The following is a 15,115-nucleotide window of genomic DNA, read 5'->3' on the forward strand; positions in this document are numbered from 1 at the left end:
CCAGTCTCCAGAAATCAGGTGTTCTCAGAATGCGGGGTGTGGCCGTTGGTATCAAGCCCACACAAAGTGGCCGTGATATACTCCGGCGCTGATTCAGGGAGCCCGATTTTGTCCGACGCCGATACTCGACTGACACTGGAACAATTGCACTGCGAACGTGATGATCGCGTGCTGTTTCGTGGTCTCAGCCTGACCGCCCGGGCCGGTGAAATCTGGCAGATTACCGGTGCCAATGGCGCAGGGAAAACGACCCTGTTGCGGATTCTGGTTGGCCTGCATGGCTTTTACGACGGTGGGCGTCACTGGTGGCAGCCGGACTGGCAGCGTGAGTTGTTATATCTGGGCCACCAACCGGGGGTCCGTGAAGAGCTGTCCCCCCTGGAGAACCTCGATTATGCCTGTGCCTTGAATGCCCAGGGCGGCGATGCCATGGCAGGCTTGAAAGCCGTTGGTTTGCAGGGGTTTGAAGACGTTCCTGCAGCGCATTTGTCTGCCGGGCAAAAGCGGCGCATTGCGCTGGCCCGGTTGTGGTTGGCGCCCAAGGCTATCTGGGTGCTGGATGAGCCCTACACTGCCATCGACCAGGACGGTGTTGCGCAACTGGATGCGCGGATCCAGCAGGCGGCAGAGGCGGGCACCCTGGTGATCTACACATCACACCATCAGGTCGGTGAGGGCGTCCGTCGTCTGCATCTGGCCAAAGGCCGCGCCGAGGTGCTCTCATGAGTGCCTTTGGCGCGGCCCTGAAGCGGGAATTACTGGTGCTGTGGCGTAGTCCGGCGGAGATGATCAACCCGTTGTTCTTCTTTGTCATGGTGATCAGCCTGTTTCCACTGGCTATCTCACCCAAGCCCGAGGTGCTGGCGGTGATTGCCCCCGGTGTACTTTGGGTGGCGGCGTTGCTTGCGGTGATGTTGTCGCTGGATGGTCTGTTCCGTCGCGACCAGGAAAGCGGTGTGCTGGAACTGTTGCTCACCGCGCCGGTGATGGCCGTGGTGCCGGTGACAGCCAAGCTGCTCGCGCACTGGTTGCTGACCGGCCTGCCGCTGGTGCTGGTATCGCCGGTGCTGGCACACATGCTGCAACTACCCAATGCGGTGCTGGGCACGGTGATGCTCAGCCTGCTGCTGGGTACGCCGGCACTGACCATTATTGGCGCCATCGGGGCAGCCCTGACAGTGGGGTTGAATCGAGGCGGGATACTGCTGGCGGTACTGGTGCTGCCGCTGTACATTCCGGTGCTGATTTTCGGTGCCGGGGTCATCCGTGCGGCCGCGGAAGGTGGCGCGGTCAATGGCATTCTGGCCATTCTGGGTGCCTTGCTGGCGCTGACGGCCAGCCTGGGTCCTCTGGCCGTGTCGGCCGGTCTCAAAATCAGTTCGGGTAACTAAATGGTTTGGCAAACAATCAAGCGCTGGTACCACATGCTGGGATCCCCGCGCTATTTCTATACTTTCAGCTCCTCGGTGTTGCCGTGGCTCACGCCGATCGCACTGGTGACCTTGCTTGCTGGTCTGGTGTGGGGGTTGGGCTTTGCCCCCAGTGACTACCAGCAGGGCAATAGCTATCGCATTATTTTCATCCATGTGCCGGCATCCAGTGGTGCGTTGATGGGCTACATGGCGCTGGGCGTGGCCGGTCTGGTGGCGGTAGTCTGGCGCATGAAGATGGCGGAAGTGATGCTCAAGGCCATTGCCCCGTTTGGTGCGGCGCTGGCCGCTATTTCACTGGTCACCGGCGCGCTGTGGGGCAAACCCACCTGGGGCACCTATTGGCAGTGGGATGCGCGCATGACCTCCATGCTGATCCTGCTGTTCATGTATGTCGGCGTGATTGCCCTGCAGAATGTGATCCGCGACCCGCGGCAGGCCGCCCGGGCGGCGGGCTTGCTGGCCATGGTGGGGGTGATCAACGTGATCATCGTAAAGTATTCCGTGGAGTGGGTGCAGACCCTGCATCAGGGATCAACGCTCAAGCTGTTTGGCGAATCCACCATTAACCCGGCCATGAAGTACCCGCTGCTGATCAGCATGCTGGGCCTGTGGCTGTTGTATGCCGTGAATGTGTTGATGCGTGCCCGCACCGAGGTGATGTGGCGCGAGCGACGCAGCAAATGGGTGGCCAAACTGGTGACCCGGCCGGAGAAAGGAGAGCAATGATGGCATTTGAATCCTTTGCCGATTTCCTGGCCATGGGTAAACACGGTTTTTATGTCTGGAGCGCTTACGGAATCAGTGCGTTCCTGATTATTGCCAGCATGGTGCTGGCCCTTCGCGGACAGGGACAGGTGCGCCAAACCCTGGCACGGCAGCAGCGCCGCGCCGAACTGGATGCCGAGGTAAATGATGAATCCCGTACGTAAACAACGCCTGCTTCTGGTCCTGGCCGTGCTGGTTGGACTGGCCATTGCGGTGGGCCTGATGTTTTACGCCCTGCGTCAGAACATCAACCTGTTCTACACGCCCCAGCAGGTCGCCTCTGGCGAAGCGCCCCTGAATACCCAGATGCGAGTGGGCGGGCTGGTGGAAGCCGGGTCTGTCGTGCGCAATGAAGAGACCCTGGACGTGAGTTTTGACATCACCGATGGCAAGGGCAGCTTCACGGTGCACTACCAGGGAATCCTCCCCGACCTGTTCCGTGAGGGTCAGGGCATCGTCGCCAACGGCACCTTGATCAGCCGTGAACGCTTTGAGGCCGAAGAAGTCCTGGCCAAACATGACGAAACCTACATGCCCCCGGAAGTGCAGGATGCGTTGGAGAAGGCGGGGCATCCGGGGGCGCAGAAAAGCAGTGAATAGTGAATAGTTAACAGTGAATAGTTCGCGGTCTGGGTTGCTCTGGCTGCGATGTGGGAGGCCGCGCCGGGGAATAGGTGCGGCCTTTTGCGTTCAGGGAGCTGGGTATTCCACCGGTTTGAACTCCGCCCTGCGCTGCGCTCCCCAAAACCCCTTAAAACCATGGCCAGAGTATGGACGCGGCTTCTTGCTTTCGAGCCGGCTTCTGCCTATTCCGCGACGCTGTTAACTATTCACTGTTAACTGTTAACTTTCCCTTGCAAGCCCCCTCCCAAAGGCCCTAAATTCGCGGCTATCGGCGCCCTGTCGCGGCGCCCCTTTTGTCAGGGCTTTTCATGAGTCAGGTCATCATTCTGGTCGACGATCCCGCGGACTGGGCAGCGTATTATCCGGCTCGTCATCTGTTGTCTGCCAAGGAGTATCTGCAGGCGCAGCAGCCGGTGTGTACCGACAAGAAAGTGCAGGTCATCAACCTGTGCCGCAGCTACAAGTATTTGAGCCCAGGTTACTACTGCTCGTTGCTGGCAGAAGCCCGTGGTCAGCGGGTGATGCCGTCGGTGCGCACCGTGAATGACCTGAGCCGCAAGGCGCTGTACGGGCTGCATTTTGAACAGTTCGAGACGGCGCTCGACAAGGCCATGAAGCGCAAGGGCGGTGGTTCGGACCATTTCAGCCTGCTGCTGTTCTTTGGCCAGACCGATCAGGAAGGCCTGGGGGAACTGGGCCGGCAGATTTTTGACCAGCTGCCTTGCCCGCTATTGAAAGTGGAATTCCGGCGCCGCGAAAACTGGGCCATCGAAGCACTGAAACCGCTGACACTGAAACAGCTCAAAGGCGAGCAGGAAGACCGTTTTGCCCAGGCGCTGGAGCAGTTTAACGAGCGGGTCTGGCGCAGCCCCCGTCGCCGTCGCAGCGACCGTTATGAACTGGCCCTGCTGGTCAACGACCAGGAAGCCCTGCCGCCCAGCAACAAGACGGCCCTGAAACGCTTCGTGAAAGCCGGCCGGCAGTTGGGCATCCGCGTGGATCTGATCGGCCGTGACGCCTACACCCGGCTGGGCGAATACGATGGATTGTTTATCCGTGAGACCACGGCGCTGGATCACCACACCTACCAGTTTGCCCGCAAGGCCGAACAGGAAGGCATGGTGGTGATTGATGACCCCGGCTCGATTCTCCGCTGTACCAACAAGATTTATCTGGCCGAGCTGATGCAGGCAAACAATGTGCCGGTGCCGCCGACGGCGTTTATTTTCAGCGATGATGATGAGCAGGTAGATCGGCTGATCGATGAGTTGAATCTGCCCATGGTGCTGAAAATTCCCGATGGCAGCTTCTCCCGTGGCATCTCCAAGGTGGCGACCCGCGAAGAGCTGGTAAAGGCGCTGGCACAGTACCTGAAACAGTCATCGGTGGTGCTGGCGCAGGCCTTTATGTATACCGACTATGATTGGCGCATTGGTGTGCTCAACAATCGCCCGTTGTTCGCCTGTCAGTATTTCATGAGCAAGGGGCACTGGCAGATTTATCACCACCAGAGCAGTGGAAAGACGACCTCGGGTAACAGCCGAACCCTGCCCGTACAGGAAGTCCCGGCCAAGGTGCTGAAAACCGCCCTGAAAGCCGCTCGCCTGATGGGTAATGGCCTGTATGGCGTGGACCTGAAACAGTCCGGTGACGAGGTGGTGGTCATTGAAGTCAACGATAACCCCAACATCGATGCCGGGGTGGAAGATGCTTGGCTGGGCGAAGACCTTTATCGCCAGGTCATGCTTGAATTCCTGCGTCGCCTGGAAGCCAAACGCCTCGGCCTGTCGGTGTAACTCGCTCCCAGCAGTGAGCGGTGCTTGTTTGGAAAGCAAAACCCAACATGGTTCCAGGGTTTTTAGAAGAACGGAAACCCTTTCCAGATCGTTGGGTTGGCGCCAATAAATAACCTGTGCAAGACACGGCCGGCATGGCGATCCTCGCGTCAGCAAGGCAAGGATCCTCAAACACTGTTCGAATGAGACAAGAGAGAGGGCCTGCAAGGCTGGTGCTCCGGCGGAGATCTGTCTTCTTCTTGCACTCCTGTTCGGCCTTGGTGTCGAGGCTTTCTAGCGCAAAGCGGATTGCGGGAAGCGTCTCTCTATTGAACACCCAACCAAACACCCCGTAACACCCCTCCATTGCGTTTCCCTTTGTGCTGCGGTCTTATCGAAAAAAAGACACAGGACTGATTCATGCAACTGCTTGGATTATTGCGCCGGGAGCTTCGCAGTGAATGTCGCCAATGGGTGGATGACGGGGACATCAGTGCGGAGCAGGGCGAGCGGATATTGGCGCGCTACGGCACCAGTCTGGAGGATGTCAGCGATGGCTCGCTGGCCTACAAGGTACTGGTGGGCGTGGCGCTGTTGTTTGCCGGTATGGCCATGATGCTGCTGGTGTCGGCCAACTGGGAGGAAATTCCCCGCGCGGTGCCCATGCTGGGCCTGGTGGCGACAACCCTGGTGCTGAACGGTATCGGGGTGCGGCACTTCCTGCGTGATGGCAGCGGCATTGGCTGGCTGTTTGTCGGGAGTATCAGTTACGGGGCGTCGATCATGCTGATCGCGCAGATTTACCATTTGGGAGAGCACTTCCCGGATGGTCTGTTGGTGTGGGCGCTGGGTGTGGCGCCCATGGCGCTCTTGACCCGCAGCCGTGTGATTGCCCTGTTGATGCTGGCACTGGCCTTGTTCTGGTTGATGGCCGAGGGCCAGTTCAGCCCACCTTGGGCCATGGTGCTGTTCCTGGGGTGCAGTGTTGCGGTGGCTCGGATGGCATGTTCTGCGGGGCTGATGATCGTTACCGTGGCGGCGGCGGTGACCTGGCTGAATGTCTTGTTGGGCTGGGCCTACGGTTACCCCTGGCGACCGGATATCGAGGCCGGCCATCTGACCCTGAACATGGGACTGTTGGCGCTGATCTTCATGGCCGGGCACCGGCTCTCGGCCACGACCTCGGTGTACCTGCGCCGTACCGCCACGCTGTTGTCATTGTGGGCGCTGAGGGGTTATCTACTCTTGTTGCTGCCGTTTACCTTCACCGAGTTCTGTGAGGGGTACCTGAAAGAGTTGGAGACCGTAATGGATCCGGGGTTGTGGATGGGCTTGCTGGCAGCCATCCCGGCGGCCTGGCTGGCCCTGCGTAACCGTTCGGCTCACCCGTTATCCCGTGGGTTGGTGATGGGGCTGCCACTGGTCATGGTGCTGTTGCATGGAGGAATCAGCGAGTCCATGGCTGTCCCGGTGACGGTGCTGGTCAATCTGCTGGTGCTGGGCTCGGCCATCGTGCTGGTGCAGCAGGGGTTGCTCAAGGGGCTCAGCCAGTATTTCTACAGCGGGGTGGCGCTGCTTTTGGTGCTGGGAATGATGCGCTACGTGGATCTGGTGGGTGATTACGTGGGGGGCTCGGTGTTGTTCCTGCTGGCGGCCGGCATTCTGTTCCTGGCCGCCCACTACTGGCGAGATCGACAGGGAGGGGCGGGCCATGAATAACCGGCAGCGCAAATTCGCCTTTGTGGCGGCTATCCTGTTCCAGCTGGTGATCATGGCCGGTGTCTGGGTGAACGGCTTTTATCCCCTGTGGCTGGGTGAGGAGGTGCGACTGAAAACGCGCCCGGTGGATCCCCGCGATCTGTTCCGCGGTAATTATGCCCGCTTGCATTACGACTTCGACACCATAGAGCCAGGAGCCTCAGCTGACTTTCGCCCCGGTGATGTGGTGTATGTCCCGCTGGTTCGCCACGGTGACCTCTGGGACCCGCAACCGGCTCAGGCGAGTCGGCCGGAAAGCGGGGTGTTTCTGCGCGGGCGGGTCACCAGCCGTCCCTGGCGCAGCGGCAGCCGTGTCACCTTCGGCATCGAAGCCCTGTTCGCTCCGAAGGAAAAAGCCCTGGCTCTGGAAAAGCAACTCCGCCATGCTGCTGTTGCGGTGGTAAGGGTAGCGCCAAATGGGCGCGCCGCTCTGGTTTCCGTGAACAGTGAATAGTTAGTAGTGTCGCGGATGGGGCTTTCTGCTCCAAAACGCATGAGGCCGCGCCCAGAGAATGGGCGCGGCCTCATGCGTTCAGGAACCTGCCGCGCTGAACGCGTGCTGTTCACTCTTCACTGTTAACTGTTCACTGACTTCCCAGCACCTTGTGAATAAACCCGGACTCTTTCTCAATGGTTTGGGCGAAAGGTGCCAGCGCGTGCATGCGCTCGGTGTGGGCGGCCAGGTTGGGGTAGGTGTTGGCATCAATCTGTTCGCCACCGTGCTTGAAGTTGACCATCTGGCTGGCCAGGGCGATATCGGCGACGGTCAGGCTGTTGCCCACCAGGTAGTCACGTCCCTCCAGTTCCTTGTCCAGATAGGCGAACAGCGGGGGGATAGTGGTGCTCAGGGCGTGCTGGACCTTGTCCTCGTCGCACTCTTTGCCCATGAGCCGCATCACCACCCGGTTTCGGAACACCGCGAAGGTGCAGCGCATGGCCAGGTCGTAATCCACAAAGCGTTCAAACCAGATCACCCGTCCACGTTCCATGGCATCGCTGGGGTAGAGTGCGGGTTCTGGTTGGGTGGTTTCCAGCCAGGTACAGATGGCGGCGGAATCGGCCAGGTACTGGCCATCAATCTCCAGCGCCGGAATACGTTTCATGGGGCTGATCTTTTCGTAGCCTTCCGGGATGTTGGCAGGGTCCACATGGACGGCTTCGTACTCGATGCCTTTCAGTGCCAGGGCAACGCGGGTTTTACGGACAAAGGGCGACAGAGCGGCCCCGTACAACTTGATGGACATGCATTTCTCCCGATAAATGAGCGTTTTTTCAGCAAGTTGACGAAAGATTCGTCGTTATAGCGCGCCATTATCAGAGCAGCGTGACTTTTTCGGGTCAATGGTGAGGAAGGACAAAATTTTTCCTTGACGAAGGGGCACCAGATACCTATTCTACGCGCCGCTTTGACGCACCACGTCAAGCCCGGGTCCCCTTCGTCTAGTGGCCCAGGACACCGCCCTTTCACGGCGGTAACAGGGGTTCGACTCCCCTAGGGGACGCCACTAATTCGCTAGTGATTAGCTGGCAGCAAGTTAAGCGGGAATAGCTCAGTTGGTAGAGCACGACCTTGCCAAGGTCGGGGTCGCGAGTTCGAATCTCGTTTCCCGCTCCAAATAGAAAGGGACCCAATCGGGTCCCTTTTTTTGTGCCGCTACGCGTCCGTCTCTTGTCTGGCCGTTCTCCACCATTGGCATTCTGTCCATAGCTGCCTACACTGATGGCTGACCAGAAGTGATGTGACTATGGCCCGCCTACACCCGCGATTGCTGGAAGCTCTCAACCTGTTGCCCGGGGACAAACCTGTCCACCTGCTCACCCGCCATTCCGTGCGGGAACTGGCCAAGAATGGCTTCGCCGATTACCGCTTGCCGCTGACCCCGGAGGGGGTGGATATGGCGCGTGACTGGGGGAGCAAGCTGAATCGTCCGGTGGATGCCTTCTACTCCAGCCCGGTGGGCCGTTGTGTCAACACGGCCAAGGCCATGGCAGAAGGGGCGAAGAAGGCGGGTTTGCTCAAGGCGCTCCCGGAGATCACCACCGATACCACGCTGGTCGAACCGGGGTGCTACGTGGTTGATATCAACGAAATCGGCCCCACTTTCCTGAAGATGGGGGCGTTCCGCTTTCTTAACCAGCACTTGCAGGAGCCTTTCGACGGCATGCTGTCACCGGCAGAAGGGCGCGCCAAGCTGGCGGCGTACCTGCGCGAGCGGGAGCCACAGGCGGGGCATCTCAACGTGCATGTTACCCACGACACCATTCTGGCCGTGCTGGTGGCCGAGCTACACGGTCGTCGCAAGATTACCGAGGATGACTGGCCCTGGATGATGGAAGGGCTGTGGGTCTGGTTCACGGACAGCCGGATGCACTGGATCTGGCGTGGCGATCACGGCCACTGCGCACTGTAATTTCGTTTCGCTCCCTGTTTCCCTAATTCGCATTGAGGTGAATCTTGTCTGCATTGACGATTCGGAATCTCACCAAGACCTATGCCAATGGTGTTCAAGCACTCAAAGGCATTGATCTTGAGGTTCAGAAGGGCGATTTCTTTGCCCTGTTGGGGCCTAACGGCGCCGGCAAATCCACCACCATTGGGGTGGTCAGTTCTCTGGTGAACAAGAGTGGAGGAGATGTCAGTATCTTCGGGCATTCGCTGGATACCCAGCGTTCCCAGGCCAAGATGAAGATTGGCGTGGTGCCGCAGGAATTCAACTTCAACCAGTTTGAAAAAGTGTTTGATATCGTTGTGACCCAGGCCGGGTTTTACGGTATCCCTGCGCCGTTGGCCCGAGAGCGGGCGGAAAAATATCTGCGCCAGCTGGGGTTGTGGGAAAAGCGGGACAAGCAGTCGCGAACACTTTCTGGCGGCATGAAACGCCGGTTGATGATTGCCCGTGCCCTGGTACATGAGCCCGAGTTATTGATCCTCGATGAACCTACCGCCGGTGTGGACATCGAGCTACGCCGTTCCATGTGGGATTTTCTCACCCGCATCAACCAGGAAGGCAAGACGATTATTCTGACGACCCATTATCTGGAAGAAGCAGAATCCCTTTGCCGTAACATTGCCATCATCGACCACGGCACCATCGTCGAAAATACCTCCATGCGTGCGCTGCTGGAAAAACTGCAGGTGGAAACGTTCGTGCTGGATCTGGCTCGGCCGGTGGAGACTGCGCCAGTGCTGGAAGGATTCGATGTGGTGTTGCGTGATGCCCAGACCCTGGAGGTGGCGGTACCCAAAACGCAAAGCCTGAACACCCTGTTTGTCGCCCTGGCGGAACAGCAGTTCGAGGTCATGAGCATGCGCAACAAGGCCAACCGGCTGGAAGAACTGTTTGTGCGACTGGTTGAGCAGAACCTGCCCGGAGAAAAAGCATGAAGGCCCGTGATCAGTGGGTGGCGTTCATGACCATCGTCACCAAGGAAATTCGCCGTTTCACCCGGATCTGGCCACAAACACTGTTGCCGCCGGCAATAACCATGACATTGTATTTTGTCATCTTCGGCAACCTGATTGGCAGCCGCATTGGCGACATGGGCGGGTTCGATTACATGCAGTACATCGTGCCCGGCCTGATCATGATGAGCGTGATCCAGAACAGCTATGGCAATGTGGTGAGTTCGTTCTTTTCCACCAAATTTCAGCATTCCATCGAAGAAATGCTGGTTTCTCCCATGCCGCCACATGTGATTCTCACCGGTTTCGTAGTGGGGGGGATGGTGCGCGGGATGCTGGTCGGGTTGATTGTCAGTCTGCTGAGCCTGTTTTTCACGCACCTGAGCATGCAACACCTGCTGATTACGGTCACGGTAGTGATACTGACAGCGGCCCTGTTTGCACTGGGGGGCTTTATCAATGCGGTCTTTGCCAACAAGTTTGATGATATCTCCATTGTGCCCACCTTTATCCTGACCCCCCTGACGTATCTGGGTGGAGTGTTTTATTCCATTGATCTGCTGCCGGAATTCTGGCGCACCGTGAGCCTGGCCAATCCGATTGTGTATATGGTGAATGCCTTCCGCTACGGGGTGTTGGGTGTCAGTGATGTGAATGTTTACGCCTCTCTGGCGGCCATTTGTGGCTTTGTGGTGGCCTTTTACCTGTTCGCGCTGTGGTTATTGCGACGTGGTACCGGCATCCGACATTAATTATTATGGATATTGAGCCAACGGACGGCTGAGCCAGGAGACACCATGAGTTACTTGAAGGAAACCCCGCTGGGTCGCTCCAGTGAGTATGTGGACGAGTACACGCCCTCGTTGCTTTGTCCGGTACCCCGCTGGGATGCCCGGGAAAGCCTTGAGCTGGAAGATACCAGCTTGCCTTTCCATGGCACGGATATCTGGAATGCCTATGAATTGTCCTGGCTGAATGAGAAGGGCAAGCCCATTGTGGCTATGTGCGAGCTGCGCATTCCCTGCACTACACCGAATATTGTCGAATCCAAATCCCTGAAGTTGTATCTCAATTCCTTCGCCAACTCGCGCTTTGATGATCGTGACAAGGTCCGTGCTGCCATCGAAAAAGACGTGGCGCAGACCGTCGGTGGCAATATTGAGGTGTTGCTGTATTCACTGGAGGAATCCGCGGGTTTTCCCACCTGGGAAGATCGTGGTGAATGCGTCGATAACATCGACCTGAATTTCGAGCACTACGAATACAACCCGGAACTGTTGCTCTGTGATCAGGGCGCAGAGCAGACCGGCCAGCTCTATTCGCATTTGCTGCGAAGCCATTGCCCGGTCACCAACCAGCCGGATTGGGCCACAGTGGTGATCCGTTACACCGGTCGGGCTATCAGTCCGGCCAGCTTCCTGCGTTATGTGGTGTCCTTGCGCAATCATCAGGGCTTCCATGAGCAGATTATCGAGCAGATGTTTGTTGACCTGATGTCGCAGTGCTCGCCGCGTCACTTGACCGTTTATGGCCGTTTTACCCGCCGTGGCGGTATCGACATCAACCCGTTCCGTTCCAACAGCGAGCAGCCGCTGCCAAATAGGAGAACAATTCGGCAGTAACGGTATCTACATCAGGCTAGACTGTTTCTTTTGTCATCAACAAGGAAAGGTTTCATGACTGAGAATGAACAATCCCAAAGTGGGGCTGAACCGCAAGGCCCGAGTAAGGAAGAATGCAGCCAGGCGATGGGCTGCCATTTGTTGTCGTTGATCGGGTTGGTGATTCCCTTCGGAAGCTTGATTGGCCCGCTGGTGATGTGGTTGGTCAAGAAGGATGAAAGTTCTTTTGTCGATGATCAGGGCAAGGAAGCCGTGAACTTCAATATCACCATGCTGATCGCCTTTTTCGTCGCATTTCTGCTGATGTTTGTGGCGATTGGAGCCGTGTTGATGCCGGTGCTGTTCATCTTCTGGGTGGTGATGGTGATCATTGCCGGATTGAAAGCCAATGACGGTGTGGCCTATCGGTATCCTTTCACGTTGCGGTTGATCAAGTAAAAGCCGTGACGAGCGGCTAGCTACGAGAAAAACCGCGCCAGGCAGGCGCGGTTTTTTTATTGCCAGGGGCTGGTTAATGCGTCTGCGCCCTGAATTACCAACGGTTTTATCTTTTTCTCGCAGCTAGTCGCTCATGGCCCGCAGCTGTGTCTTCACGGCCCCAGCGGCCAGCCAAACCCGATCCAGATTCCCAGTAACACCGACCACCCCACCAGTAGCGTCAGGCTGTAGGGCAGCATGAGTGCCATCAAGGTGCCGATGCCGGTGTCGGGTTGATAGCGCCGGGCGAAGCCCAGTACCAGCACGAAGTAGGGCATGAGCGGGGTAATGATATTGGTGCTGGAATCGCCCACCCGGTAGGCCGCCTGGGTGGCTTCGGGTTCGATGCCCAGCAACATCAGCATGGGCACAAAGATGGGAGCCAGAATCGACCATTTGGCCGAAGCGCTGCCAATCATCAGGTTGATCAGGGCAGCCAGCAACACGAACAACAACAGCAGGGCAACTTTGGGAATCGACAGGCTGCCAAGCCACGCTGCGCCCTCAACAGCCAGCAGGACGCCCAGCTGGCTGTAATTGAACCAGGCGACAAACTGGGCGGCAAAAAACATCAGCACCAGATAACCCGCCATGGAGGCCATGGTGGTTTCCATGGCGGTAATGATATCGCCGCCATGGCGAAACCGACCGCTGAGCCGGCCGTAGACGGCACCGCATATCCCTGCCAGCAACGCCACAATTACCACCAGGCCGTGAATGAACGGCGAGCCCAGTACACTGCCGGTGTCCGGGTGTCGCAGGGGGGCGTTGTCGGGGATCACCAGCAGGGCGGTCAGGGTCAGCAGTACCGCAAGAGTGGCCAGCGTCCAGCGCATGGCCGTGGGGTGGCTGACGGGCGTTTCAACCTCTACGGCGGTTTCGGTTGTCGTTGTTCGAAGGCGCGGTTCGGCGAGGCGCAGGGTGACCAGGCTGACCAGAGCTGTCACCACGAAGGTGGACACGATGATGAACCAGTAATTACCGGTGGCATCAACGGTTCGGCTCGGGTCCACCAGCGCGACCGCTTCGCTGGTCAGGCCGGCGAGAGTGGCATCGACCGGCCCTACCAGCAGATTGGCGCTGAAGCCGCCGGACACTCCCGCAAAGGCAGTGGCAATACCGGCCAACGGGGAGCGTCCGGCCAGTTGGAACACCAGCCCGGCGAGCGGGATCAACACGACATAGCCGGCATCCACCGTCATGCTCGACAGCACTCCGGCGAACGCTACGGTGACCACCAGCAGTTTCCCGGAGGCACCCTTTACCAGCGCGGCCAGACTCACGGACAGCAACCCGGATTGTTCTGCGATCCCGAGCCCCAGCATGGCAACCAGTACGACCCCCAGCGGGGCGAAACCGGTGAAGTTACTGACCAATGACGTGAACAGATACCGCACACCGTCACCGTCAATCAGCGAGCGCACCGCGACGGTGTCGTCAGTGATGGGATGAGTGGTGGTCAGCCCCAATGCGCTTAGCAGTGTGGTGAGTGGCAGCAGTAACAGGCAAAGCCACACGAATAATAGTGTGGGATGGGGCAGTCGATTGCCGAGTGTTTCCAGCCGGGTCAGCAGAGTGTGCCGTGGCATGAGAGATCCTTGTATGTGAAAGCGTCAAGCTGCACGCAACACGCTACAACGCGGGGGCCGGTTTGTCTTGTGCTGGTGTGCCCTGTGGGGCTGGGCCATTTCGTTGGAGCACGCTGGGTGGCTTTCCCTGTTTTGCAGGAGCGGTTGTTCGACCGCGGTTTTCGGGCTTGGGTCATTTCGCGTTCCAGCGACCGCTCCAACATTATTGTTGCCCAGAGGCATCCCGCGCCCCATGTTTTAGCGTGCCACCTGTTGCGGGAAGCGAGCAGCGTCTCTCAAAGCCACATGGCGGCCAGCCAGCCCGCCGCCATCAACGGCAGGTTGTAGTGCATGAAGGTCGGAATAACCGTGTCGCGAATGTGGTCGTGTTGGCCATCGGCGTTAAGGCCCGCCGTTGGGCCGAGGGTGGAATCCGAGGCTGGCGAGCCGGCATCGCCCAGGGCGGCGGCACTGCCAACCAGCGCTGCCGTGGCCAGCGGTGAGAAGCCCAATGCCACACACAATGGGACGTAGAGAGTGGTAATGATGGGGATCGTGGAGAACGAGGAGCCGATACCCAGCGTGACGAACAGCCCCAGGAGCAACAGCAGGGCCGCCGCAAGGGGCGGGCTTTGCAGTCCGCTCGTCACCGTTGCTACCAAAGCGGGAACCTGATCTCCGGCCTGCACGACCGCGGCATAGCCATTAGCGGCAATCATGATGAACCCGATCAGTGACATCATCTTTACCCCTTGGGTAAAGGCATCCTGAGACTCTCGCCACGGCACCACGCCGCCTGCGGTGAAGACCAGGAAACCGACCAGTGCGCCAAGAATGATGGAGTCGCTGTACAGCTGCAGAGCCAATGCCGCCGCCAATGCGATGGCGGCCACCATGACATTACGGCTGGAAAGCGGAGCGTGTTGTTCTTCACCGGGAAGCTGAACGGGGTGGTAATCGCGAGGTTGTCGGTAGCGGATGCACGCCAGAATCAGGCCCGCAACCATGCCGGCGGCGGGCAGCAGCATGGCCAGAGGCAAATCCCCTTTGGGCAGCTCCAGGCCAGCCTTGGCGAGACTGGGGCCCAGCTGGGTATGTAGAAAAATACTGCCAAAGCCCACGGGCAGCACCATGTAAGGCGTGATCAAACCAAATGTGAGAATGCAGGCAGCCAGCCGGCGGTCCAGCCGCAGCTGATGCATTACTTCCAGCAAAGGGGGCACCAGGATGGGAATAAAGGCGATATGGATGGGGACCAGGTTCTGACTCATCACTGCCGCTGCCAGCAGTACGGTGAGTAGCAGAGTGCGGATTCGCCGCAATTGTTGCGGTGCCGGCGTGCCGCCCAGCCGGGCAATAATGCGCCCGGCGAGCCATTCGGTGATCCCGGAGCGGGCAATAGCAACCGCGAAGGCGCCTAGCAGGGCATAGCTCAGGGCAATATTGGCACCACCACCCAGGCCGCCACTGAAGGCGGACAGGGTTGCAGTCAGATCCAGCCCACTGCCCAGGCCGGCAACCAGTGCCGCACACAGGAGCGCCAGCACCACGTTCATTCGGGCCAGGCTAAGGCCCATCAGTATGAGTACCGACCAGATAACCGGATTGGCAAGCAATGACATGGAACGCTCCGCATTGGAATGCGGAAAAGTCTAGCAGGGTGCGCCAGCGCTTCCTAACGGTGGCTGGC

General features: G+C 58.7%; 16 protein-coding genes and 2 tRNA genes. 15 read left to right on the forward strand and 3 right to left on the reverse strand.

What is annotated here, in order from left to right:
- Positions 1–108 precede the first annotated feature (108 nt).
- From ccmA to D4A39_RS01570, 8 genes are all read left to right on the forward strand, one after another.
- Positions 109–726 (forward strand): cytochrome c biogenesis heme-transporting ATPase CcmA, encoded by a 618-nt coding sequence (gene ccmA / locus D4A39_RS01535; RefSeq protein ID WP_119917370.1) that lies wholly within the window; start codon positions 109–111, stop codon positions 724–726.
- Complete coding sequence (gene ccmB, locus D4A39_RS01540) at positions 723–1,391, forward strand: heme exporter protein CcmB (RefSeq protein ID WP_102792422.1); 669 nt, start codon at positions 723–725, stop codon at positions 1,389–1,391. Before ccmA ends, ccmB begins: the two co-directional genes overlap by 4 nt.
- Complete coding sequence (gene ccmC, locus D4A39_RS01545) at positions 1,392–2,159, forward strand: heme ABC transporter permease CcmC (protein ID WP_022984464.1); 768 nt, start codon at positions 1,392–1,394, stop codon at positions 2,157–2,159.
- The gene (ccmD, locus tag D4A39_RS01550; RefSeq protein ID WP_233552379.1) at positions 2,156–2,362 is read left to right on the forward strand and encodes a heme exporter protein CcmD; all 207 of its coding nucleotides are present in this window, start codon (positions 2,156–2,158) and stop codon (positions 2,360–2,362) included. The genes ccmC and ccmD overlap by 4 nt, the downstream gene beginning before the upstream one ends.
- Positions 2,346–2,798: a cytochrome c maturation protein CcmE gene (gene ccmE, locus D4A39_RS01555; RefSeq protein ID WP_102792438.1), complete on the forward strand. Its 453-nt coding sequence runs from the start codon at positions 2,346–2,348 to the stop codon at positions 2,796–2,798. Before ccmD ends, ccmE begins: the two co-directional genes overlap by 17 nt.
- 332 nt (positions 2,799–3,130) lie before the next feature.
- The gene (locus D4A39_RS01560) at positions 3,131–4,618 is read left to right on the forward strand and encodes a RimK family ATP-grasp domain-containing protein (protein ID WP_022984467.1); all 1,488 of its coding nucleotides are present in this window, start codon (positions 3,131–3,133) and stop codon (positions 4,616–4,618) included.
- 399 nt (positions 4,619–5,017) lie between these two features.
- Positions 5,018–6,316 (forward strand): DUF2157 domain-containing protein, encoded by a 1,299-nt coding sequence (locus D4A39_RS01565; RefSeq protein WP_119917371.1) that lies wholly within the window; start codon positions 5,018–5,020, stop codon positions 6,314–6,316.
- Positions 6,309–6,809, forward strand: coding sequence for a GDYXXLXY domain-containing protein (locus tag D4A39_RS01570; protein WP_119917372.1), 501 nt, complete (start codon positions 6,309–6,311; stop codon positions 6,807–6,809). Before D4A39_RS01565 ends, D4A39_RS01570 begins: the two co-directional genes overlap by 8 nt.
- A gap of 130 nt (positions 6,810–6,939) precedes the next feature.
- On the opposite strand, the gene D4A39_RS01575 is transcribed toward D4A39_RS01570, so the two are convergent.
- Positions 6,940–7,599 carry a glutathione S-transferase family protein gene (locus D4A39_RS01575; RefSeq protein WP_022984470.1) on the reverse strand — a complete coding sequence of 220 codons (660 nt, stop codon included), beginning with the start codon at positions 7,597–7,599 and terminating at the stop codon, positions 6,940–6,942.
- A gap of 185 nt (positions 7,600–7,784) precedes the next feature.
- Here D4A39_RS01575 and D4A39_RS01580 point away from each other — a divergent pair.
- From D4A39_RS01580 to D4A39_RS01610, 7 genes are all read left to right on the forward strand, one after another.
- Positions 7,785–7,860: transfer RNA gene (locus D4A39_RS01580), tRNA-Glu, on the forward strand.
- A 34-nt stretch (positions 7,861–7,894) separates the two neighbouring features.
- Positions 7,895–7,970: transfer RNA gene (locus tag D4A39_RS01585), tRNA-Gly, on the forward strand.
- A gap of 130 nt (positions 7,971–8,100) precedes the next feature.
- Positions 8,101–8,766 (forward strand): histidine phosphatase family protein, encoded by a 666-nt coding sequence (locus D4A39_RS01590; protein ID WP_119917373.1) that lies wholly within the window; start codon positions 8,101–8,103, stop codon positions 8,764–8,766.
- 44 nt (positions 8,767–8,810) lie between these two features.
- Positions 8,811–9,740 (forward strand): ABC transporter ATP-binding protein, encoded by a 930-nt coding sequence (locus tag D4A39_RS01595; RefSeq protein WP_022984472.1) that lies wholly within the window; start codon positions 8,811–8,813, stop codon positions 9,738–9,740.
- The gene (locus D4A39_RS01600) at positions 9,737–10,510 is read left to right on the forward strand and encodes an ABC transporter permease (protein WP_022984473.1); all 774 of its coding nucleotides are present in this window, start codon (positions 9,737–9,739) and stop codon (positions 10,508–10,510) included. Before D4A39_RS01595 ends, D4A39_RS01600 begins: the two co-directional genes overlap by 4 nt.
- Before the next feature lie 45 nt (positions 10,511–10,555).
- Positions 10,556–11,380: an NADPH-dependent 7-cyano-7-deazaguanine reductase QueF gene (gene queF / locus D4A39_RS01605; RefSeq protein ID WP_022984474.1), complete on the forward strand. Its 825-nt coding sequence runs from the start codon at positions 10,556–10,558 to the stop codon at positions 11,378–11,380.
- A 54-nt stretch (positions 11,381–11,434) separates the two neighbouring features.
- On the forward strand, positions 11,435–11,818 hold the full coding sequence (locus D4A39_RS01610; RefSeq protein WP_022984475.1) for a DUF4870 domain-containing protein: 384 nt from the start codon (positions 11,435–11,437) through the stop codon (positions 11,816–11,818).
- Between the two features lie 152 nt (positions 11,819–11,970).
- Here D4A39_RS01610 and D4A39_RS01615 read toward each other — a convergent pair whose 3' ends face one another.
- Together D4A39_RS01615 and D4A39_RS01620 are read right to left on the reverse strand one after the other, a co-directional pair.
- Positions 11,971–13,446 carry an AbgT family transporter gene (locus D4A39_RS01615; protein WP_119917374.1) on the reverse strand — a complete coding sequence of 492 codons (1,476 nt, stop codon included), beginning with the start codon at positions 13,444–13,446 and terminating at the stop codon, positions 11,971–11,973.
- 275 nt (positions 13,447–13,721) lie between these two features.
- The gene (locus D4A39_RS01620) at positions 13,722–15,047 is read right to left on the reverse strand and encodes a Na+/H+ antiporter family protein (RefSeq protein WP_119917375.1); all 1,326 of its coding nucleotides are present in this window, start codon (positions 15,045–15,047) and stop codon (positions 13,722–13,724) included.
- Positions 15,048–15,115 lie beyond the last annotated feature (68 nt).

The sequence above is a fragment of the Alcanivorax profundi genome, assembly GCF_003597125.1.
Taxonomy (GTDB): Bacteria; Pseudomonadota; Gammaproteobacteria; order Pseudomonadales; family Alcanivoracaceae; genus Alcanivorax; species Alcanivorax profundi.